The sequence below is a fragment of the Halobaculum magnesiiphilum genome (assembly GCF_019823105.1).
GTDB classification, from domain to species: Archaea; Halobacteriota; Halobacteria; order Halobacteriales; family Haloferacaceae; genus Halobaculum; species Halobaculum magnesiiphilum.
Window position 1 is genome coordinate 1,091,039 of sequence record NZ_CP081958.1, and the last position, 21,634, is coordinate 1,112,672.

Sequence of the window (21,634 nt, forward strand, 5' to 3'; positions counted from 1 at the left end):
AGAGGTCACTCAGATTTGTCGAACGCGAATGATTTTCTGTAGAACGCAGAGACATAGTTGTAACCGGAAGTTACGCGGTTGTCTATTCTATGATATCCGGTCATCTATTAAAGACAATAAGAACAGATTGTGATCACAAGACCCTAGCAAGAATATTGATAGCTGTTGTGAAAATATTTGCTTGTATAGCTAAACTCAGAACAGCTACGATGCCACTAATTACAGCAATCCATGTAGGAATAGGCTCCAACTCCTCACGTCGCGAGTTCACGTGGAAGGTTACCTCTTGACGATCAAAAAATGTTCTTCTTAATGAGGGATCATTATAAAATAGAATGAATTTTATCGAATAGTCTCCCGGAGTTGCGGTATCTTTGATATTCAGTCTTAACCTAAACGGCGGGAAATCCTGTCTCATTTCAGAGGTAATCTGGGGAATTCCATTGGGAGCATCCTCCTTAGAAGGATTGCCTGAATCAAATGCTCTGGAGGTTTTACTAAACTCGGAAGAATCACTAGTGAGCCAATTTGGCAATGTCAGAGATGCCCCTGATGGATTGATCTCATGAGTGATATTGTCCACAGAACTACTAGAGGCAGGCTCTACCCGCTGTATTTCTAGGTCAGCAGCCCCGTCTATATGCCCTATATCTTTCATATCTTCGACATAACCAACGTCACGAAGCTCATCGGCTGCATCAAATTCATCCAGATTCACGACTTCTGTCGCTAATGTCACCTCAGGCTCTCCTTCCAAATATTCTTTAATTGTTGTTGTCTCACGCTCATATCCAAGTATGATTTCTCCCGGGTCTTCTGAGATTAGATCCTCATAGTCCCAATTAATAATCAATTTGTTTTCTCCAAGTTTGGTTGTTCCACCGATATATAAGTCAACAACAACCGAATCTCCACGGTCAACGTCTGGAGTCTGTAAATTGGGAATGAGAGAAAATGCCGAGGACATCCTTTGTCTACCTGTCATCAAAACCGTGATTATGTAAAGGTGACCAACCTGGGTGAAACAAATTTAATTTTATCTGATCCCCACGAATACGGCCGCCTGATCCGCCCTCCAGGCCGCATCCTCGGTGCAGATCGACGGAGATCAAAGCCAGGCTCACCAACTACGTAAAGCAGCTCCCATGTCGAGATGGCGCACTTGTTCACGAAGCCGTCGCGCTCGACGAACCCCGCCACGCTCGACCCACCTTATTCACTCATGCGCCTCGGGCGGCGCGACCCGCTCCATCGCCGCTTCGAAGTCGCTCATCGTCACCGACAGCGCGTCGGCGTGGTCGTTCGCGTCCTCGCCGAACTCGTCGGCGACGCGCTCGACGGCCCGCATCGTCGCCTCGCGCACGACCGCCGTGAGTTCCGCCCCGGAGTACCCCTCGGTGTGGTCGGCCACGTCGTCCAGGTCCACGTCCTCGGCGAGCGGCGTGCGCTCGGTGTGGACCGCGAGGATCTTCCGGCGGCCCTCCACGTCGGGCAGGGGCACCTCGACGTGGCTCTCCAGGCGGCCGGGGCGCACGAGCGCGTCGTCGAGCGCCTCCCGGCGGTTCGTCGCCGCGATGACCGCGAGGTTGGGGTTGCTGCTGGCACGGTCTAGCTCGGTGAGCAGCTGGGAGACGACGCGCTCGCCGACGCCCGAGGAGTCACCCATGCCGTCGCGGTCGGTCGCGATGGCGTCGATCTCGTCGAAGAAGATGATACTGGGCGCGGCCTGTCTGGCGCGCTCGAACACCTCCCGGACCGCCTTCTCGGACTCGCCGACGTAGCGGTCGAGCAGCTCCGGCCCGGCGACCTCGATGAAGTTCACCTCCGACTCGCCGGCGATGGCCCGCGCGAGCAGCGTCTTCCCGGTTCCGGGCGGGCCGTAGAGGAGCACGCCGGTCGGCGGGTCGGCGCCGGCGGCGTCGAACAGCGGCGCGTACGTGAGCGGCCACGTGACCGCGCGTTCGAGCGTCTTCTTCGCCTCCGTCAGCCCGCCGACGTCGTCGAAGGTGGTGTCGGGCTGTTCGGCGACGTACTCGCGCATCGCGGACGGCTCGACCGCCGCCAGGGCCGACTCGAAGTCCGCCCGGATCACCTCGACGGTCGCGAGGTCGACCTCGCTGTCGGCGTGGCGGGCGCGGCGGAGCGCGGTCAGCGCGGCCTCGGTCGTCAGCGAGTCGATGTCCGCGCCGACGAAGCCGTACGTCCGCGCGGCGAGGCGGGCGACCTCCACGTCGTCGGCGAGGGGCATCCGGCGGGTGTGGACCTCCAGGATCTCGCGGCGGCCGGCCTCGCCGGGGACGCCGATCTCGATCTCGCGGTCGAAGCGGCCGCCGCGCCGGAGCGCGGGGTCGATCGAGTCGACGCGGTTCGTCGCGCCGATGACGATCACGTCCTCCCGGGCGTCGAGGCCGTCCATCAGCGAGAGGAGCTGGCCGACGATCCGGTTCTCCATGTCGCCGCCGTCCTCGCGCTGGCCCGCGATCGAGTCGATCTCGTCGAAGAAGATTATCGCCGGCGCCGACTCGTCGGCCTCCGCGAAGATCTCCCGGAGCTTCTCCTCGCTTTCGCCCTTGTACTTCGAGGTGATCTCGGGACCGGACACGGAGATGAAGGTGGCGTCGACCTCGTTGGCGACGGCCTTCGCGATCAGCGTCTTCCCGGTTCCCGGCGGCCCGTGCAGCAGCACCCCTTTCGGCGGGTCGATGCCGAGGCGGGCGAACACCTCCGGCTCCGACAGCGGGAGTTCGATCGTCTCGCGCACCAGGTCGAGTTCGTCGTCGAGCCCGCCGATGTCCTCGTAGGTGACGCCGCCGGCGGGCGGCGTCGACGGCGCGGCGGCGGCATCCGACGCCCCATCGGCGCCGTCCTCGCCTCCGGCCGCACCGGCACCGGCGCCGCCCCCCGAACGCCGGTCGCGGGTGGGTAGGTCGAGCGACGCACCCGTGCCGGACGTGGAGGCGTTCACGCCGTCGCCCGCACCCTCCTCTCCCTCGTCGGCGTCGCCGGCGCCCGCCCCGCCGGGGTCGCGCCGTTCGACGACGACCTTCGTGCCGTCGTGGATCTTCACCGGGCCCTCGGGACGGGTCGCGCGGACGACGAACACGTTGCCGCCGAGGTGCGGGATCCGCACCTGCTCGCCCGCGCTGACGGGGCGGCCGTCGAGGTCGCGCTTGGCCGCCCGGGCGAGCGTCGCGTCGTCGATGTCGACGCCGTCGAGCGCCGCGGGCGCGGTCAGCGTGACGGCGTCGGCCTCGCCGACGCGCTCCTTGTGGACGCGCACGCGCTCGCCGATCTTGGCGCCGGCGTTGGCGCGGGTCTCGCCGTCGACGAGGATCTCGCCGTCCTCGGCGCCGGTTCCGGCGGGCCACACCTTCGCCGCCGTCTCGCGCTCGCCCGCGATCACGACCGTCTCCCCGGACAACACGCCGAGTTCACTCATCGCCGTGTCGGACAGGCGCGCGATGCCGCGCCCGGCGTCGCGCTTGGCCGCGCCGCGGACCGTCAGCGCGAGCCCCTCGTCGTCGCTCATGTCACCCGGTTTGGAGGGCGGGGGCTTACCGCTTTCCACGTCGCGTCCGAACGTGTGCTCCGTCAGGGGGGTCGAGCCCGAGACGTGATGGTCACGGCGGCCGAACGTGCGAGCGTGTTCGATGCGCCGCCCTGCCCGGACTGTGGCAGCGCGTTCCTCGTGACCCGGGTGCGAACCCACGGGTACCCACGGCGGCCCGACGGGGGAGTGACACGGTTCTACCGCCGTTTCCGGTGCTTCAGCGAGTTCTCCGACGGGGACCTGGTCGACCGGGAGTGAACGGAGGAGTCGCGCCCCACCGCCGCGTCGCCGTCGCCGGCGTGTCCGCTGACTCGCCCGGGCGGAACGTCAGTGGACGACCGTCACCGGGACCGGCGAGTTCTGGACGATGCTCCTCGCGACGTTGCCGACGAACAACCGCTCGGCGACGCCTCCGGTGTGAGCGCCGATCACGACCACGTCGACCGCCTCGGCCAGCCTGACGATCTCCTTGGCCGCGCTTCCGTAGCCCACCTCGGTCGCGACCGTCGCGCCGTACTCCGCCGCGATCTCTTCGGCCCGGGAGAAGAGGTCGTCCGCGGCGTCCTCCCCAGCCTGCTCGGCGTCCTCCTCGAGGGCCAGGCTCGCGGCCGCCCCCATCATGCCGGACGGTTCGCCCACGACGTGGAGGACGATGATCTCCGCCTCCGGGTGGGCTTCGAGCGCGTGTCTGAGCGCCCGCTCGGCCGTCTCGGACTCGTCCATCGGAACGAGGACGCGTTCGATCATACGTCCACTACTGTCCCCCTCCGGATAAACGTCGGGACGGTCGAACGCGGCCGTGTTAAGTTAGGAATGAGGCGGTCGTTGGTTCGGGTGATCTATGACCGAATTCGACCGCCTCAGCGGAGATATCGAGTGGATCGACTTGGAGTTTGTGGAGCGAGAGCGGACACCCGAGCAGATCATTGAAGTCGGTATTCAACTCCATCTCGCGGGTCTATCACTTTCGAATACCAAACAGTATCTTGAGAGGTTGGGTGTCGAACGGAGTCGTACCGCGATTCATAACTGGGTACAGAAGGCAGATCTACAGCCGGCTGGCGACGGAGCTCCGAATCAGATCGCAGTCGACGAGACAGTGATTCGGATCAACAACGAACGACACTGGCTGTACGCTGCCGTCGATCCCGAAACGAACGAATTCCTCCATGTTAGGCTGTTTCAGACGAGAACCACGCAACTCACCGTGCTGTTCCTTCGTGAACTCCGCGAGAAACAGCAGATCGAGCAAACGACTTTTCTCGTCGATGGAGCGCACTATCTCAAAGCCGCGCTGGAGCGGCTCGGACTCCGATTTCAAATATCTCGCCACGGAAATCGGAATGCTGTCGAACGTGTCTTTCGTGAGGTAAAACGCAGAACCTCTTCGTTTTCAAATACGTTCAGCAACGTGGAGCCACCGACGGCAGAATCGTGGCTCCAAGCCTTCGCCGTCTGGTGGAATCGATGCTAAAGTTAACACGACGGTCGAACGCGGACTCGGACCACGAGTGTTTCGATACGGTTGAATTCCGGGTTCGTCCGCCGACCGCACGAGTCACCGGAACGGCGGCGACGCCCCCGGCGCCCCGGGCTACTCGACGTTCAAGTCCGACGCCGCCAACAGTTTCGAGATCGTCTCCTCGGCCGGTTCGCCCGGGTTGACGCGGCGGGCGTACCAGCGCAGGGCCGTCGCCAACGTGTCCGTCGGATCGCCCGACGCGACCCGGAGAGTGTCGGTCTCCCCGCCAGCCGCGACCGCGAGCGCGAAGCCGTGTGACGCCGAGAGCGCGCCGAGTTCGTCCGCCACCGCCTCCAGCGGGTCGCCGGCTGCGTCCCGATCCGGCGGCGACGACGGCGCCGGCGAGGTTGTCGGATCGGAGTCGTCCACGTCCGCTCGCCCGTCCACTCGCCCCTCGACGCCGGCCCATCCGTCGGCGCCGACCTCCCTGTCGTCTCGCTCGCCGTCGGAACCAGCTCGGGCGGACCCGGTTCCCGCGCCGTCGCGGGCGCCGTCGGGAACCTCGTCCCGGAGGTCCTCGTGTCGTCCCTCGCCGGTGGAGATGACGTACCGCCCGTCGTCGGTCTCGTCGACGCCGTCCCGGCCGCGGATGTCGAGGTCGTCCGGGTCCATCACGCCGTCGCGGCCGACCGGCGGGCCGGCGTCCGCGCCGTCGTCGTCTCCCGATTCGTCGTCGGCTTCGTCCCCTGCGGCGTCGACGCGGACGACATCCCGGACAGCACCCTCCTCGTCGGGTTCCTCCGCGTCGTCGGCGTCGCTCATTGTGTCGCGGTTTCCGTGGCGTCCGTATGAACGCTCCGGCGCGGTTCTCAGGGGTGAGAGCGGCGCGGCTGGGAGGGCGGCGAGCGCGGTGGTGAGGGAGACGCGAGCGCGGTGGTGGGGGCGACACGAGGGCGGTTGCGGGGGCGACGCGAGCATGGCGGAGGCGGGGACGAGCGCGTCGATTCGACCCCGTGTGAACCCGCGACGGTGGACCACCGACTTGATGTACTCCCGCCGGTTCACACCGAACATGGACGACAGCGACATCTCGGACCAGTACACGCCGGAGGCGGTGGAGGCCGCCGTCTCCGAGCGCTGGGACGAGACGGACGCCTACGAGACGGCGAAGGAGGCGCACGCCGACGACCCGTCGTTCTTCTTCGTCGACGGCCCGCCGTACACGACCGGCCAGATGCACCTGGGGACGGCCTGGAACAAGACCCTCAAGGACACCGTCATCCGTCACAAGCGGATGAACGGCCACGACGTGACCGACCGCCCCGGCTACGACATGCACGGGCTCCCCATCGAGACGAAAGTCGAGCAGGAGCTCGGCTTCGACACCAAACAGGACATCGAGGAGTTCGGGATGGAGAACTTCATCGAGGAGTGCCGGGAGTTCGCCGTCCGCAACCGCGAGAACATGGACGAGGACTTCCAGTCCATCGGCGCCTGGATGGACTGGGACGACCCCTACCAGACCATCGAGCCGGAGTACATGGAGGCCGCCTGGTGGGCGCTCCGGCGGGTTCACGACCGCGGGCTCGTCGAGCAGGGCAAACGCTCCATCTCCCAGTGCCCGCGGTGTGAGACCGCCATCGCCAACAACGAGGTCGAGTACGAGGAGATCGAATCGCCCTCGATCTACGTGAAGTTCCCCCTCCGCGACCGCGAGGGGAGCCTCGTCATCTGGACGACGACGCCGTGGACCATCCCCGCGAACACCTTCATCGCGGTCGGCAGCGACCTCACCTACCAAGCGGTCGAAGCCACGAAGGACGGCGAGACGGAGACGCTGTTCCTCGCCGAGTCGACCGTCGAAGACGCCCTCCGGCGCGGCCGCTACGACGACTACGAGGTCGTCGCCGAGTACGGCGGCGAGGAGCTGGTCGGCTGGGAGTACGACCACCCGCTCGCCGAGGAGGTGCCCGAGCATCCGAGCTTCGAGGGCGCCGGCGAGGTCTACACCGCCGACTACGTCGAGGCCGACCGCACGGGCCTCGTGCACTCCGCGCCCGGCCACGGGCAGGAGGACTTCGAGCGCGGCGAGGAGCTGGGCCTGGAGGCCTTCTGCCCCGTCGGCGGCGACGGCGTCTACACCGACGCCGGCGGCGACTACGCGGGCCAGTTCGTCCGCGACGCCAACGACGACATCATCGCGGACCTGGAGGAGAAGGGCCTGCTGCTCGCCAGCGAGACACACGAACACAGCTACGGGCACTGCTGGCGGTGTGACACGCCGATCGTTTTCCTCGCGACCGACCAGTGGTTCATCCGGATCACCGAGATCAAAGACGAGCTGCTGGACAACATCGACGACGCCGAGTGGCACCCCCACTCCGCCCGCGAGGGCCGCTTCCGCAACTTCGTCGAGGAGGCGCCCGACTGGAACGTCTCCCGGCAGCGCTACTGGGGCATCCCCCTCCCGATCTGGGTGCCCGAGGACGCCGAGACGTACGACGACGACGACCTGATCGTCGTCGGCACGCGCGAGGAGCTCGCCGAGCGCGTCGACCAGGAGATCGACCCCGACGCTATCGACCTCCACCGCCCCTCCGTCGACGACCTGTCCATCACCGAGGACGGCACCACCTACGAGCGCGTGCCGGACGTGTTCGACGTGTGGTTCGACTCCTCGGTCGCCAGCCTCGGCACCATCGGCTACCCGAGCGACGAGGCGGACTTCGAGGAGCTGTGGCCCGCCGACCTCATCATCGAGGCGCACGACCAGACCCGCGGCTGGTTCTGGTCGCAGCTGGGCATGGGCACCGCCGCCCTCGGCGAGTCCCCGTACGACGAGGTGCTCATGCACGGCTTCACGACGATGGGCGACGGCTCGAAGATGTCCAAGTCGAAGGGGAACATCGTCGAGCCCGAGGAGGCAATCGACGCCGCCGGACGCGACCCCCTCCGGTGTTACCTCCTCAGCCACGAGCAGCAGGAGAAGAACCTCGCGTTCGAGTGGGACGGGCTCCACGAGATGCAGTCCACCCTGAACATCCTCTGGAACGTCTTCCGGTTCCCGCTGCCGTACATGCAGCTGGACGGCTACGACCCGGCAGACCCCGACCTCGACGCCGCCGAGCTCGAGGTCGTCGACGAGTGGGTGCTCTCGCGACTCCAAACCGTGAAAGCCGAGATGGACGCCGCGTGGGACGACTACGAGGTCGACGACGCGCTCAACGCCCTCCTCGACTTCGTCACGGGCGACGTGTCGCGCTTCTACGTGAAGGCGATCCGCGAGCGCATGTGGGAGGACGAGGACTCCGCCAGCAAGCGCGCCGCCTACGACACGATGGCGACCGTGCTCGGCGAGGTCACCCGGCTGCTTGCCCCGTACGCCCCGTACCTCACCGAGCGGATGTACCAGCACCTCGACGGCGAGGCGACGACGGTCCACCAGCTCGCGTACCCCGAGATCGACGAGGATCTGCGGGACGAGCAGCTCGAAACCGACATGGCCGTCCTCCGGGACGTCGAGGAGGCGGCCGCGAACGCCCGCCAGCGCGCCGAGCGCAAGCTCCGCTGGCCCGTCACCCGCGTCGTCGTCGAGAGCGGCGACGGGGCGACGCGCGCGTCGGTGTCGAACCTCCGCGACCTGCTCGCCGACCGCGTGAACAGCCGGTCGGTGGAAGTGGTCGACTCCTACGGCGAACTCGTCGAGGTCGCCGAACCCGAGATGTCGAAGCTCGGCCCGGCCTTCGGCGGCGACGCCCAGGAGGTCATGGGAGCCATCCAGGGTGCGACCCGCGCGGATCTGGAGGCAAGCGGCCGCCTCGCGGTCGAGGTCGACGGCGAGGTGTACGAGCTGGACGAGGAGATGGTGACCTTCCACTCGCAGGCGCCCGAGGGCATCGTGAGCGCGGAGTTCGACTCGGGGACGGTGTACGTCGACACCGAACTCACCGAGGACGTGGAGTCCGAGGGGTACGCCCGCGACGTGGTCCGCCGGATCCAGGAGATGCGCAAGGAACTCGACCTCGACGTCGACGAGCGCATCCGCGTCTCGCTGGACGTCGCCGACGACCGCGTCGCCGGCTTCGTCGACGAGCACCGCGAGTACGTTGCCGAGGAGACCCGTGCCGACGCGTTCGTGGACAGGGACGAGGCCGACTTCGACCTCGTCGAGGAGTGGACCGTCGAGGGCGTCCCGGTGACGATCGGCGTCGCGCGGGTGGGGGCGGAGACCCCCGCCGGCGAGTAATGCGTCGCCGAGCGTAGCGAGGCGACGGGCTGTCGGCGGAGCGGTCCTGGGCCGCTCCGCCCACGGGCACAGCGTCGCCGAGCGCAGCGAGGCGACGGACCACGGCGGTGAGGTGTCCGCGACCGAGCGCAGCGAGGTCGCGTGGCCCGAACCGCCCACGAACAACGCGTCGCCGAGCGTAGCGAGGCGACGGGCTGTCGGCGGAGCGATCCTGTGCCGCTCCGCCCACGGACACGCCGCTCATAACCACCGCGTCGCCTGCGAACACCACGGGATCGACGAGCGGCGAGATCGGCGTCCCGTCCGCGGCAACGAACTCACTGACGAGCGGTTGTGTCGTACGCGACCGCGTCACCCATCCCTTCGAAAAACGGCCATGGCCGGTCGCCGAGCCCACGCGCCGGCGACCGACGGGCCGCACGTCGAGAGCGAACTGGAACGGAACCCGTCTCCCGTGCCGCCAGTGCGGAGCCACCCGCCGCGGCGGCGCCCGTACTTCTCGGTGGGACCACCTCAACGTCCGCGACGCTTCCCGGTGATCTGGAACGCCCGTGACCGGTCGGCCCGTCCCCGACGACCGGACCGACAAGTTCATTTGAACACTTTCTCAATCGTTCGTATGGCTACGACCGACCGGCTCGAACGCCTCATCGCGGACGAGGTGGGCGAGTGCTGCGCGGCCGACGTGGACGACCGGCTCGACGACCTGCACGCGCTGGCCGAGCGCGCCCGGGTCGTCGACGGCGGGGAGGCGGCCGAGCTCGACGCGCTGTCGGCGCTCGGCAGCGACACGCGCTACCGGCTGGCGCGCCTGCTCGCCGCGGCCGACGGCGAGTTGTGCGTCTGCGAGCTCGAGCCGCTGGTCGAGGTGAGCTCCTCGGCGGTCAGTCACGCGCTCTCGACGCTGACCGACGCCGGCCTGCTCGTCCGACGCAAGGAGGGCAAGTGGCGCTACTACGACACCACCGAGCGCGCGGAGGCGCTGTTGGACGCCCTCGACGCGACCCGCGCGGCGGACGAATGAGCGACGAGGACGCCGCGGCGGACGCCGCCGCTCCCGACGCGGGCAGCGACGCGGCCGTTGCCGACGGCGCGGGCGACGACCCCGTCAGGCTCGCGTTCGTCTGCGTGCAGAACGCCGGGCGCTCGCAGATGTCGTACGCGTTCGCCGAGCGCGAGGTCGAGCGCCGCGGGCTCGGCCACCGCGTGGAACTGCTGACCGGCGGGACCCACCCCGCCGATCACGTCCACGAGGAGGTCGTCGACGCGATGGCCGAGGTCGGGAGCGACGTGTCCGACCGGACCCCGCGGGCGGTGACCGACGACGAGCTGAACGACTGCGACTACGTCGCGACGATGGGCTGCTCGACGCTGTCGCTGGCAGAGGGTGTCGAGGCGCGCGACTGGGCGCTCGCTGACCCCGACGGCAAGTCGCCCGAGGAGGTGGCGGCGATCCGCGACGAGATCGAATCGCTGGTCGTCGCGCTGTTCGACGAGGCGTTCGGAACCCGCGAGGGCGACGAGGACGACGGCGGTGTCGGTCGGTGAGCGGCGAGCCGGCCGGGGCCCACGAGCACGGGCCGAACTGCGGCTGTGACGCCTGCGGCGACCCGCGCTCGATGGACTTCCTCGACAAGTACCTCACCGTCTGGATCGTCGGGGCGATGGCGGTCGGTGTCGGCCTCGGGTACGTCGCGCCGTCGGTGACACGGCCGATACGGGACCTCCACCTCGTCGAGATCGGCTTGATCGCGATGATGTACCCGCCGCTGGCGAAGGCCGACTACTCGCGGCTGCGGACCGTCTTCGGCAACTGGCGCGTGCTCGGCCTGAGCCTCGTGCAGAACTGGCTCATCGGGCCGACGCTGATGTTCGGGCTCGCGGTCGTGTTCTTCGGCGGCGTCGTTCCGGGGCTGCCCGCCCGCCCGGAGTACTTCCTCGGGCTGGTGTTCATCGGGATGGCCCGGTGTATCGCGATGGTGCTCGTGTGGAACGAGCTCGCGGACGGCTCGACCGAGTACGTCACCGGACTGGTCGCGTTCAACAGCCTGTTCCAGATCCTCACCTACGGGGTGTACGTCTGGTTCTTCGCGCTCGTACTCCCGCCACTGCTCGGGATGGAGTCGCTCGTCGCCGGGATCACGACGTTCGACATCGCGCCCATGCAGGTGTTCGAGGCGATCGTCGTGTTCCTCGGGATCCCGTTCGCCGCGGGCTTCCTGAGTCGCTACGTCGGCACCCAAGTGAAGAGCGAGGCGTGGTACGAGGACGAGTTCGTGCCGCGCGTGGACCCGCTGACGCTCGTCGCGCTGCTGTTCACGGTGGTCGTGATGTTCGCGACGCAGGGCGGCAACATCGTCGCGGCGCCCGGCGACGTGCTGTTGATCGCGGTGCCGCTCACGATCTACTTCGTCGTGATTTTCCTCGTCAGCTTCGGGATGGGACGCGGCGTCGGCGCGGACTACTCGACGACGACCGCGATCGGCTTCACCGCCGCCTCGAACAACTTCGAACTCGCCATCGCCGTCGCCGTGGCTGTGTTCGGCGTCGGCTCGGGCGTCGCGTTCGCGACCGTCGTGGGCCCGCTCATCGAGGTCCCCGTGCTGCTCGCGCTGGTCAACGTCGCGCTGTACTTCCAGCGTCGCTACGATTGGACTGGCCGCGACGACGGCCGCGGGACGACGACGCCCGCCGAGTCGCCGGGCGACGACTGACGGGGCGAGCGCCCCCGGACCGCCGGGGCGTCGCCCCTCGCAGACCCGCCACCCTCTCGCCGAACCGTACTCAGATCTCCACGTCGGTGTCGACCAAGGCCGACTCCAGCACCTGCAACGGGTGGTCGATCTCGTAGCCGGTGCCGTGCTCCATCTGCATCGAGCAGGTGGGACACTCGGTCATCCCGGTCTCGCCCTCGGCGTGCTCCATGTGCTCGAACATCTCCTCGCCGATCTCCATCGAGTACTCGTACTTCTCCTCCTTCCAGCCGTAGGTCCCCGAGATGCCCGAACAGGAGTCGCCCACGTCCGCCACGTCGACGCCGTCGAGGTGGCGGAACAGTTCCACAGCCTGCCGGTCGAGCCCCTGGTTGCGGGAGTGACACGGCGCGTGGTACGCGAAGTCGGGGATGTCGTGGTCGGCGGCGTCGACCTCGCTCAGCGGGTCGATCACGTTCTCGTTGATCAGGAGGTACTCCAGCGCGTCGTAGGTGTTGGCCGCGACCGTCTCGGTTCCCTCGAAGTCGAACAGCTCGGGGTACTCCTGACGCAGCGCCATCGAGCAGGAGGTGCAGGAGGCGACCACGTCGTACCCCTGCTCGATCGCGTCGCCGAGGTTCTCGACGTTGACGGCGGCCGAGCGGCGCGCGTCGTCGAGCATCCCGTTGGCGAACATCGGCGTCCCCGAACAGCGCTGGTCGGGGACGAGGATCTCGTAGCCGAACGCCTCGTACACGCGGACGAGCGCCTTCGCCACCTCGACGGTGTTGTAGTTGGCGTAGTCGCCGTGGAAGTACGCGATCCGCTTCTCGTCGCTCTCGACGTTCGGGCCGCCGCGCTGTTTCCACCAGCTCCGGAACGTCTGGTCCGCGAACTCCGGGAAGTCGCGCTCGGCGGTGATACCGAGGAGCTTCTCGTTGAGTTTCTGGACCAGCGAGTTGCCCATGATCGCGTTCGTCAGCCGGGGCACCTTCGAGCCGATGCCGGCGAGGGTGCCGTAGTTGGCGAGGATCCGGTTGCGGAGGTACTCACGCGACAGCTTGTCCATCTGGTTGTCGACGTACTCCCCCCGGGCGGTGTTGTGCATCTGTGACAGCGGCACGTCCGAGGGACACGCGCCGTCACAGCGCATGCAGTTGGAACAGCCGGTGATCGACTCGTCGATCTCGGTGTCCTCCTTGCGCTTGAGGCGCCACTGCTCGGGACCCTGGAACTTCGGTCCCGGGAAGGAGTCGTCCACCTCCGCGACCGGGCAGGAGGTGTCACAGGAGGTGCACTTGTAACAGGAATCGGCGCCCGGACGCAGGTCCATCTCGGTTCCCTCGAACACGTCGACCGGCTCGAAGTCGTCGCCGGACTCGGTCGCGGTGCCGCCGTCCGTGGCTGTGCCGTCCGCGACCGCGCCGTCCGGGGCGCCCGTGGCGCCCGCGGTGCCGCCGTCGGTCGCCGGCTCCCCGCCGCCGGCCGCTGTGGGTGATTCCGTCGCGTCGCCGCCGTCGCAGCCGCAGTCGTCGTGTGTGTCGTGAGTGTCGTGCATGTCGGTCACACCTCCTCGGCCGCGGTCCGACCCGCGACCAAGCCCGTGGCGAGCGAGACCCCGCTCGCCGACTTCTCGCGGGCAACGTCCGCCCCGCCGACGACCCCGCCGGCCGCCGAGAGGTTCTCGAACTCCGGCGTCCCGTCGGCGGCGAGCGGGCGTCCCCGTTCGTCGATCCGAACGCCGAAGCGCGCGAACGCGTGGTCCGCGAACGCGCCCCCCTCGGACCACTCCATGCGGTCGTCCGGCTGGGGGACGTGGCAGCCGAACACCGCCTCGGTCGCGCGTTCGCGATCCGAGTCCAGCCCCTTCCCGACGAGCCCGCCCGTCGCGAGGACGAACTGCTCGGCCGCGTAGGGTATCCTCGCGCCGTTGCGGTCGATGAACACGCGGTCGATCCGGTCGCCGCCGGCGCCGTCCTCCTCGGGCTCGAAGTCGACGACCGGCGTCCCCGTCGTCATCGAGACGCCGGCATCGTCGAGCGCCTCGAACAGCCGGTCCGACAGTCTGATCCCCGGGAGGCTCGGCGGTCCCGTCGGGACCTCGAACACCTCGACGCCGAGGCGCTCGGACAGATCCGCGCGCACCTCCTCGACGTGCGAATCGCCCAGGATCGCCGGAAATCCGACGCGTTCGGCGTCGTCCAGGTGGGGGCGAACGCGGTCGGCGAGTCGCTGACGGGTCGTCCGCCCATCCCCTGCGTCCTCATCCCGCTCCAGCGCGTGCGCCAACCGCGTCACGGCGGCGTCCGCGCGGTACTCGCCGGGGAACGCGATCGTCGCGCCCGTCACGTCGAACGGGACGCCCGCCGCAGAGAGTCGCTCGGCCGCGAGCGGCGCGTCGAAGTCCGTCGCGGCCTCGAAGCCCACGAGGAGCGTCGGGCGCTCGTCGCTGACGAGTCCCGGCGCCATGCTCCGCGGGTACCGGGCCGTCGGCTTGGCGCGCCCCGAGGTGGTCGCCACGAGCGCGTTGCGGTCGGTGTGGCCGCCCCGGTACAGGTCGCCGACGGTGTCGTCGAACAGGCTGAGCCCCTCGCGGAGCGCATCGGCGCCGATCAGTCGGTACGGGTGGTCGGCAGGGAGGTCGTCGACCCCCGCGAACGGGTCCGCGAGCGGGCCTGAGTCGGCGGCGACCCCGTTGCCGCCGTCGCCGTCGTTGTCGTCGCCCTCCCGCCCCGCGTCGGCGACGGGGTAGCCGAGCGCGTCGATCAGCCCGCTCGCCTGTCGGAGCGTGCTCTCGTTGGCGGAGACGAGGTGGACGTGTGCGCCCTCGCGGGCCGCCGACAGCGCCGCCGTCGCGCCGGCGAGACCGCCGCCGACGACGACCACGGCCGACTCAATCGCCACCCGCGTCACCTCCGCGGTCGCGGGTGGACACGCCGCCGTCGGCGGCGGCCGGCCCGGGTTCGTCGTCGGCACCGCCGGCGTCGTTCGCGTCGTCAGTGCCGCCGGAGTCGCCCGTCCCGTCCGCCGATTCGTCCGCGCCGGCGTCGAATGCCGAGAAGTCCTCGGGCGCGGCGCCGTCGCGGTTGAACGTCGTCGCGTGCAGCAGGTGGTTGAGCATCGCCTGCGAGAGCTGTTCGCCCCACAGCGCGTGGCGCTGCCCCTTCCAGCGCTCCTGCCACAGTTCGTCGAGGGCGGCGTCGACGGTCGGTCGGTCGAACGCCTCGTCGGCGTCGTGGAGCTCGTTCGCCATCCGGTGGGCGCAGAAGCCGCCCTGACAGTTGCCCATCGACGCGCGGGTCCGCAGGCGGACCGCGTTCAGGTCCGAGCCGGAGCCGTCGATGGCGTCCCGGAGTTCCGCGCGCGTGACCGCCTCGCACTGGCAGACGACGGGGTTCGGCTCGTCGGTGTCGAGCACCTCGTCGGCGCGGGAGCCGAGCCGCTGGACGCTCCGGCGGCCGATCGGCGAGCGCAGGCCGAACTCGTCCATGTAGTCGCGCAGCGTCGAGAAGTTCTCGCTGCCGGGGAGCGGACGGTCAGCCGTGGTGCATTCGGCGTCGACGCCGAGGAGGTCACAGACGTGGTCGGAGATCTGCTCGGCCATCAGTCGGTAGGTAGTGAACTTCCCGCCGACGATCGAGGTCATCCCCGGCAGTTCGTCGCGCTCGTCGTGATCGAGCAGGAAGAAGTCGCGCGTGATGTCGGTGGGGTCCTCGGTGCCGGTTCCCGGCGGCTCGTACAGCGGCCGGACGCCCCAGTACGAACGGATAGTGCGGGCGCCGTCGAGGATCGGCACGAGCTTCGACAGCTCCTCGATCATGAGGTCGACCTCCCACGCCTCCTCCGGGTAGTCCTCGGGGTCGTCGACCTCCTCGTCGGTGGTGCCGAGGATGCAGGTGGTCTCGTGGGGGACGACGATGTCCGCGTCGCCCTTCGGCTTGCACCGGTTGATCACCGTGTCGACCTCGCGGACGTTCATCACGGTCATCACGCCCTTGCTGGGTCGAACTTCCACGTCGACGCCGGCCATGTCGCCGACGCGGCCCGCCCACGCGCCCGTCGCGTTGACGACGTGATCGGCGTAGATCTCCTCGGTGCCGCCCTCGCGGCCGTGGATCCGGTTCCCCGACCCCGATTCGTGGGTCACCTCGCACCCGACGACCTCGCCGTCCTCGACGAGCACGTCGGTGACCGGCGAGTGCGTCTCGATGCGGGCGCCGTGGGCCTCGGCGTCGGCGGCGTTCGCGACACACAGGCGAAACGGGTCGACCGCGCCGTCGGGCACCCGGATCGCCCTGTCGATGTCGCCCGCGAGGAACGGCTCGACCTCCCGAGCCTCCTCGGCGGTGAGCACCTCCGCGGGGATGCCGCAGTCGCGACACCCCGCCAGCTTCTCCTCGAAGTACTCCTCGGTGTCCTCCGGGCGCTTGACGAACAGTCCCCCAGTCATCTCCACACAGTGGCTCGCGATGTCGCGCAGCACCCGGTTCTCCTCGATACACTCGCGCGCGCTGGCCTGGTCGGAAACGGCGTACCGGCCGCCGCTGTGGAGGAGGCCGTGCATCCGCCCCGTCGTTCCGTGCGTGAGGTTGCCCTGCTCGACGAGCGTCACGTCGACCCCGCGGGTGGCGAGATCGCGGGCCACCCCGCAGCCGGTCGACCCGCCGCCGATCACGAGCACCTCGGTTCGTTCGCTCATCGGATCTCCTCGGTATCACGTGTCACGGCGGCGCCGGGTATTACGTTATCGGTTACCCGGCAGTGATCGTAGAATACGTCGAACGGGAGGTCAGGCTGACGAGTCCTCGTTCCAGCGACGCGCGAGCCGCCGGAACGCCAGCGTCGGGAACCGCGGGTCGACCCGGCTCGGGGGCCTCCCCGGGCCGCCGGAGTCGTCGACCCTGACGCGCTCGACGACGCCGGTCTCGGCGAGCTCGTAGAGGAACCGCTCGACGGTGGCCGCCGTCAGGTCGATGCGGTCGGCGATCCGCGCGGCGCACTCGCCCACGGGAGCGCGTTCCTCCGGCGGGAGGTCGACGAGACACGCGAGCGTCCGAACGCGGTTCTCCGGGAGCGTGAGCACCCGTCCCAGCGGGACGCACGGCCACGGCACGGCCGCCATCCCGGCCTCCACGTCGGCGTCGTCGACGACGGGGTCGCCGTCGTCGGAGGCGGCCTCGACGGCGCCCAACAGCGCCGAGAGCGCGACGCCGGCGTCGCCTTCGGCCCACTCCGCGAGCCGCCGGATCGCCGAGTGGGCGAGCGCGCCCTGCCCGAGCCCGTCGTCGGCCCGCGACGCGAGCACGTCCGTGAGCGTCGCGCGGGAGTACGCCTCCACGTCGACGACGACGGCGTCGTCGGGGACGCCGACCGCGTCGGGGTCGGCCCGGCCGACGGCGAGCCACGCGAACGCGCCCGCGACGCCGTCGAGCCGCTCGGCGACCGTCGCCACGTCGACCGTCTCGGGTTCGCCGACGTGGTCGGCGACGACCACCACCGGGCCGGCGCCGCGGACGCGACGCTCCAGTCGCTCGTGGAGCTCGTCGGTGCCGACGCCGCGGCGGGGGACCGACTCGGCGACGAGCGCGTCGAGCACGGCGTGGGAGAACTCGAACGCCGAGTCGGCCGTCCGCAGGTCGACGTAGACGAACGAGACGCCGGGCGCGCTCCCCCCGCGAGTCGTGGTGAAGACGGCGTCGCTCGGCGGCGACAGCGACGCCGACAGCCGGTCGGCGAGCGCGGTCGCCACGGCTGATTTCCCGGCCCCGCCCGGCCCGTGGAGGTACCCGTCGGGCGGCGCCCGTCCGTCGAAGACGGGGTCGAAGTGATCGAGCAACCGCTCGATGAGCTGCCCCCGCCCGATCGGCTCCTCGGGATGCCAGACCGGGCTCAGTTGCTGCTCGTCGAGCACGAGCCGGCGGCGGTCGCCGGTGCGTTGACGCCGTGCGATCCGATCCTCGATGTCCATGGTCGGTTGATGCGGTGGGTACTGGCGGTATGCGGGGCGGGGTTCTAATGCGACCGGTTCTCGGTCGGCGGCTCCTCCGTTTGTTTACTACTGCTACCCGTGCGTCAGTAACGTTTATAATCGTTCACTATACATCTATCGGTATCGGCGTCTCGTCCGAGCGGGACTCCGGACGGAGGACACGCACACATGCCAGACACGTACGTCGGCGCGATCGATCAGGGAACGACAGGGACGCGATTCATGGTGTTCGACCACGCCGGGCAGGTGGTCGCCAACGCGTACGAGAAACACGAGCAGATCTATCCGGAGCCGGGGTGGGTCGAACACGACCCGACGGAGATCTGGGAGAACACGACGACGGTCGTCACGAGGGGCCTCGCCGACGCGGGGCTGGAGGCGAGCCAGCTGGAGGCGATCGGCATCACGAACCAGCGCGAGACGACCGTCGTGTGGGACGCGGACACCGGCCGCCCCGTCCACAACGCGCTCGTGTGGCAGGACCGCCGCACCACCGACCGCGTCGAGGAGTTACAGGCGGCGGACAAGGTCGAGTGGATCCGCGGCAAGACCGGCCTCGAGGCCGACGCGTACTTCTCGGCGACGAAGACCGAGTGGATCCTCGACAACGCCGAGCCGCTGAAGCTGCAGTCCTCGCGCGGCGGCGGGCTCCGCGAGCGCGCCGAGGCGGGAGAGCTGCTGATGGGAACGATCGACAGCTGGCTCATCTACAACCTGACGGGCAACCACATCACCGACGTGACGAACGCCTCGCGGACGATGCTGTACGACATCCGCGAGCTGGAGTGGGACGACGAGCTGCTCGCGGAGTTCGACGTTCCCGAGTCGATGGTGCCTGAGGTTCGTCCGTCCTCCGACGAGGAGTACTACGGGTACACCGACCCCGACGGCTTCCTCGGCGCCGAGGTCCCCGTGGCGGGCGCGCTCGGCGACCAGCAGGCCGCGATGTTCGGCCAGACGTGCTTCGACGAGGGCGACGCGAAGAACACCTACGGCACCGGGTCGTTCTACCTGATGAACACCGGCACCGAGGCCGTCGAGTCCGACCACGGCCTGCTCACGACGATCGGCTTCCAGCTGTCGGACGAGCCCGTCCGGTACGCGCTGGAGGGGTCGATCTTCGTCACCGGCGCCGCCATCGAGTGGCTGGAGGACGTGGACCTCATCAACAACGCCGCACAGACGGCGGAGCTCGCGCGGTCGGTCGACTCCACCGACGGCGTCTACATGGTCCCCGCGTTCACGGGACTCGGCGCCCCCCACTGGGACGGTCGCGCCCGCGGCACCATCGTCGGGATGACTCGCGGGACGCGAAAGGAGCACATCGTCCGGGCGACCCTGGAGGCGATCGCCTACCAGACGCGCGACGTGGCCGAGGCGATGGAGGCCGACTCCGGCGTCGAGACCACCTCGCTTCGCGTCGACGGCGGCGCCGTCAAGAACGACTTCCTGTGTCAGCTCCAGTCGGACATCATCCAGACGGAGATCGCGCGACCCGAGGTCGACGAGACCACCGCGCTGGGGTCGGCGTACGCCGCCGGCCTCGCTGTCGGCTACTGGGACTCCGTCGACGACCTCCGGCAGAACTGGCAGGTCGACCGGGAGTTCACCCCCGAGATGGACGCCGCCGACGCCGACGCGATGTACGACCGGTGGGGGGACGCCGTCGAACGCTCGCGGAACTGGGCTACGGAGGACTGATCGCGGATGTACGACCTACTGCTTCAGGTTCCCCTGCTCGGAACGGAGTGGGAGACGTTCCTGCTCCTGTTCATCACCGCGCTCGCGGGCGGCGCCTTCGGCGCCGCACTGGGCGCGCTGCCGGCGTTCGTCTTCACGGGCTTCGTCGTCTTCCTCGGCGAGGGACTGGCGATCCTCCAGCGCGAGATCGGGACGCTGCCGGGGATCAACGGCGGCGAACTCGCCGCCGGCGTGACGGGCGTGATCGGCTTCGGCGCGGTGACGGGGCCGCACAACGCCTTCGCGGGCGGCGTCGCCGCCTCCGCGTACGCGGGCAAGAAGTACCCCGAGATGGAGCCCGACGGCTGGGACTACCACTTCGGGAAGAACATCCTGTACGCCTTCGGCACGAAACCCGACATCCTCGCCGTCGGCGCCGTCTTCGGCCTCCTGGGGATGCTGATCAACCAGGTCGGCGCCGCGATCGGCACACCGACGGACACGATCGCGTTGTCGGTCGTCCTCACGGCGCTGATCGCCCGCGTCGCGTTCGGCTACCCGCTCGTCGGGAAGGCGGCCGGCGGGAGCCTGCTCGACATGTCGCCGTTCGAGCGCGAGGAGCCCAGGGCCGTCGCCGACGGGGGCGAGGTGTCCATCGAACACGAGGGACGCCTCGCGACCGAGCCGTGGCTCCCACACCAGTACAAGTGGGCCGGCGTCGCGACGATCGGCCTCGTCGGGGGGATCCTCGGCGGCTACATCTGGATCCGGACGGGGAGCATCTTCCTCGGGTACGCCATCTCGGCGATGAGCCTGCTGTTCCTCAACCTCGGCGTCGAGAAGATCCCCGTCACCCACCACATCACGCTCATCGGCGCCGTCGGCGCGGTCGTCGTCGCCCCCGTCGCCGGGAGCGTCGTCGCCCTGCTCGCGGCGGGCGCCTTCGGCGTCTTCAGCGGGCTGCTGGGCGAGGTGACCCAGCGGGTCATGTACGCCCACTCGGGCACCCACGTCGACCCGCCCGCGATGGCGATCGCCCTCGCGATGCTCGTCGTCGCGGTGCTGGCGTTCCTCGGCGTGCTTCCCAACGCCGGCTACCTCTGAGCCGGCGCGACGGCTTCCGACCGTCACCGCCAGCGCGACCAGGCCGACCGACCCCGGACACGACGGTCCCCGACCGACGCCGGTCGGGACCGTTCGGGCCGACGCCGGTCGGACCGGCGCGCGGTCGAGTCGCGGCGGTCGTACCGCCGCCGAACTTATCCCCGCGAGCGACTACCCCTCCGTCGATGAAGGTCGCACTCGTCACCGTCGGCGACGAACTCCTCGCGGGCGACACGGTGAACACCAACGCCTCGTGGCTCGGCGAGCGGCTGACGGGCCGCGGCGTCGCCGTCGATCGCGTGACGACCGTCCCCGACCGCGTCGACGACATCGCGGGCGTTGTTCGCGAGTATCGCGACGCCTACGACGCGGTGGTGGTCACCGGCGGCGTCGGCCCCACCCACGACGACGTGACGATGGACGGCGTCGCCGCCGCCGTCGGCGTCGACCTCGCCCCCAGCGACGAGGCGCTCGCGTACCTCACCGAGCACGGCGGCTACGCGGCCGACGACCTCACCGAGGGGACCACCCACCTCCCGGCGGGCGCGCGCGTCATCCACAACGAGAAGGGCGTCGCGCCGGGGTGTGTGATCGACTCGGTCTACGTGCTCCCGGGCGTCCCCACGGAGATGAAGGCGATGTTCGCGTCGGTGGCCGAGGAGTTCGCCGGCGACGAGCCACACACCGCGACCGTCGAGACGCCCGAGCCCGAGTCGCGCCTGCTCGACCGGCTCTCGGCGGTCCGCGAGCGATACGACGTGGCGGTCGGCTCCTACCCCGGCGAGACGGTGCGCGTGAAGTTCACGGGCACCGACGAGGCGCACGTCGCCGACGCCGCCGACTGGTTCCGCGAGCGCGTCGAGACCGCGGAGTCGCCGCCGGCGGCCGAGGACTGACGCGAACGACGGGG

At 68.9% G+C, this 21,634-nt stretch carries 16 protein-coding genes; 8 read left to right on the top strand and 8 right to left on the bottom strand.

Annotation, left to right across the window (positions count from 1 at the left end; genetic code table 11):
• Window positions 1–133 precede the first annotated feature (133 nt).
• The 3 genes from K6T50_RS05535 to K6T50_RS05545 form a co-directional block, all read right to left on the bottom strand.
• On the bottom strand, window positions 134–985 hold the full coding sequence (locus K6T50_RS05535) for a DUF8164 family protein (protein WP_222608402.1): 852 nt from the start codon (window positions 983–985) through the stop codon (window positions 134–136).
• 231 nt (window positions 986–1,216) lie between these two features.
• On the bottom strand, window positions 1,217–3,529 hold the full coding sequence (locus K6T50_RS05540; RefSeq protein WP_222608403.1) for an AAA family ATPase: 2,313 nt from the start codon (window positions 3,527–3,529) through the stop codon (window positions 1,217–1,219).
• 348 nt (window positions 3,530–3,877) lie between these two features.
• Complete coding sequence (locus tag K6T50_RS05545) at window positions 3,878–4,297, bottom strand: universal stress protein (RefSeq protein WP_222608404.1); 420 nt, start codon at window positions 4,295–4,297, stop codon at window positions 3,878–3,880.
• 94 nt (window positions 4,298–4,391) lie between these two features.
• Here K6T50_RS05545 and K6T50_RS05550 point away from each other — a divergent pair, with 94 nt between their 5' ends.
• Window positions 4,392–5,024 carry an IS6 family transposase gene (locus K6T50_RS05550; RefSeq protein ID WP_222606404.1) on the top strand — a complete coding sequence of 211 codons (633 nt, stop codon included), beginning with the start codon at window positions 4,392–4,394 and terminating at the stop codon, window positions 5,022–5,024.
• A gap of 120 nt (window positions 5,025–5,144) precedes the next feature.
• On the opposite strand, the gene K6T50_RS05555 is transcribed toward K6T50_RS05550, so the two are convergent.
• A complete protein-coding gene (locus K6T50_RS05555) occupies window positions 5,145–5,834 on the bottom strand; it encodes a DUF7500 family protein (protein WP_222608405.1) in 690 nt (229 codons plus the stop codon).
• 250 nt (window positions 5,835–6,084) lie between these two features.
• On the opposite strand from K6T50_RS05555, the gene ileS reads away from it, so the two are divergent.
• The 4 genes from ileS to arsB all read left to right on the top strand — a co-directional run bounded on the left by ileS (window position 6,085) and on the right by arsB (window position 11,972).
• Window positions 6,085–9,258, top strand: a complete 3,174-nt coding sequence (gene ileS, locus K6T50_RS05560) for an isoleucine--tRNA ligase (protein WP_222608406.1) — start codon at window positions 6,085–6,087, stop codon at window positions 9,256–9,258.
• A 619-nt stretch (window positions 9,259–9,877) separates the two neighbouring features.
• On the top strand, window positions 9,878–10,282 hold the full coding sequence (locus K6T50_RS05565) for an ArsR/SmtB family transcription factor (protein ID WP_222608407.1): 405 nt from the start codon (window positions 9,878–9,880) through the stop codon (window positions 10,280–10,282).
• Window positions 10,279–10,806, top strand: coding sequence for a low molecular weight phosphatase family protein (locus tag K6T50_RS05570; RefSeq protein ID WP_222608408.1), 528 nt, complete (start codon window positions 10,279–10,281; stop codon window positions 10,804–10,806). The genes K6T50_RS05565 and K6T50_RS05570 overlap by 4 nt, the downstream gene beginning before the upstream one ends.
• Entirely contained in the window at window positions 10,803–11,972 is a 1,170-nt protein-coding gene (gene arsB, locus K6T50_RS05575; RefSeq protein ID WP_275673113.1) for an ACR3 family arsenite efflux transporter, read from the top strand. The genes K6T50_RS05570 and arsB overlap by 4 nt, the downstream gene beginning before the upstream one ends.
• A gap of 70 nt (window positions 11,973–12,042) precedes the next feature.
• Here arsB and K6T50_RS05580 read toward each other — a convergent pair whose 3' ends face one another.
• The 4 genes from K6T50_RS05580 to K6T50_RS05595 all read right to left on the bottom strand — a co-directional run bounded on the left by K6T50_RS05580 (window position 12,043) and on the right by K6T50_RS05595 (window position 17,919).
• Complete coding sequence (locus tag K6T50_RS05580) at window positions 12,043–13,284, bottom strand: anaerobic glycerol-3-phosphate dehydrogenase subunit C (RefSeq protein WP_225935403.1); 1,242 nt, start codon at window positions 13,282–13,284, stop codon at window positions 12,043–12,045.
• A 230-nt stretch (window positions 13,285–13,514) separates the two neighbouring features.
• Window positions 13,515–14,855, bottom strand: coding sequence for a glycerol-3-phosphate dehydrogenase subunit GlpB (gene glpB / locus K6T50_RS05585; RefSeq protein ID WP_222608410.1), 1,341 nt, complete (start codon window positions 14,853–14,855; stop codon window positions 13,515–13,517).
• Window positions 14,845–16,650, bottom strand: a complete 1,806-nt coding sequence (gene glpA / locus K6T50_RS05590; protein WP_222608411.1) for an anaerobic glycerol-3-phosphate dehydrogenase subunit GlpA — start codon at window positions 16,648–16,650, stop codon at window positions 14,845–14,847. Before glpA ends, glpB begins: the two co-directional genes overlap by 11 nt.
• Before the next feature lie 90 nt (window positions 16,651–16,740).
• Entirely contained in the window at window positions 16,741–17,919 is a 1,179-nt protein-coding gene (locus tag K6T50_RS05595) for a Cdc6/Cdc18 family protein (RefSeq protein WP_222608412.1), read from the bottom strand.
• Window positions 17,920–18,108: 189 nt separating this feature from the next.
• Here K6T50_RS05595 and glpK point away from each other — a divergent pair, with 189 nt between their 5' ends.
• The 3 genes from glpK (at window position 18,109) to K6T50_RS05610 (ending at window position 21,620) form a co-directional block, all read left to right on the top strand.
• Window positions 18,109–19,641 (top strand): glycerol kinase GlpK, encoded by a 1,533-nt coding sequence (glpK, locus tag K6T50_RS05600; protein WP_222608413.1) that lies wholly within the window; start codon window positions 18,109–18,111, stop codon window positions 19,639–19,641.
• Between the two features lie 6 nt (window positions 19,642–19,647).
• A complete protein-coding gene (locus tag K6T50_RS05605; RefSeq protein WP_222608414.1) occupies window positions 19,648–20,724 on the top strand; it encodes a DUF7973 family transport facilitator in 1,077 nt (358 codons plus the stop codon).
• A gap of 185 nt (window positions 20,725–20,909) precedes the next feature.
• On the top strand, window positions 20,910–21,620 hold the full coding sequence (locus tag K6T50_RS05610; protein ID WP_222608415.1) for a competence/damage-inducible protein A: 711 nt from the start codon (window positions 20,910–20,912) through the stop codon (window positions 21,618–21,620).
• Window positions 21,621–21,634: the final 14 nt, after the last annotated feature.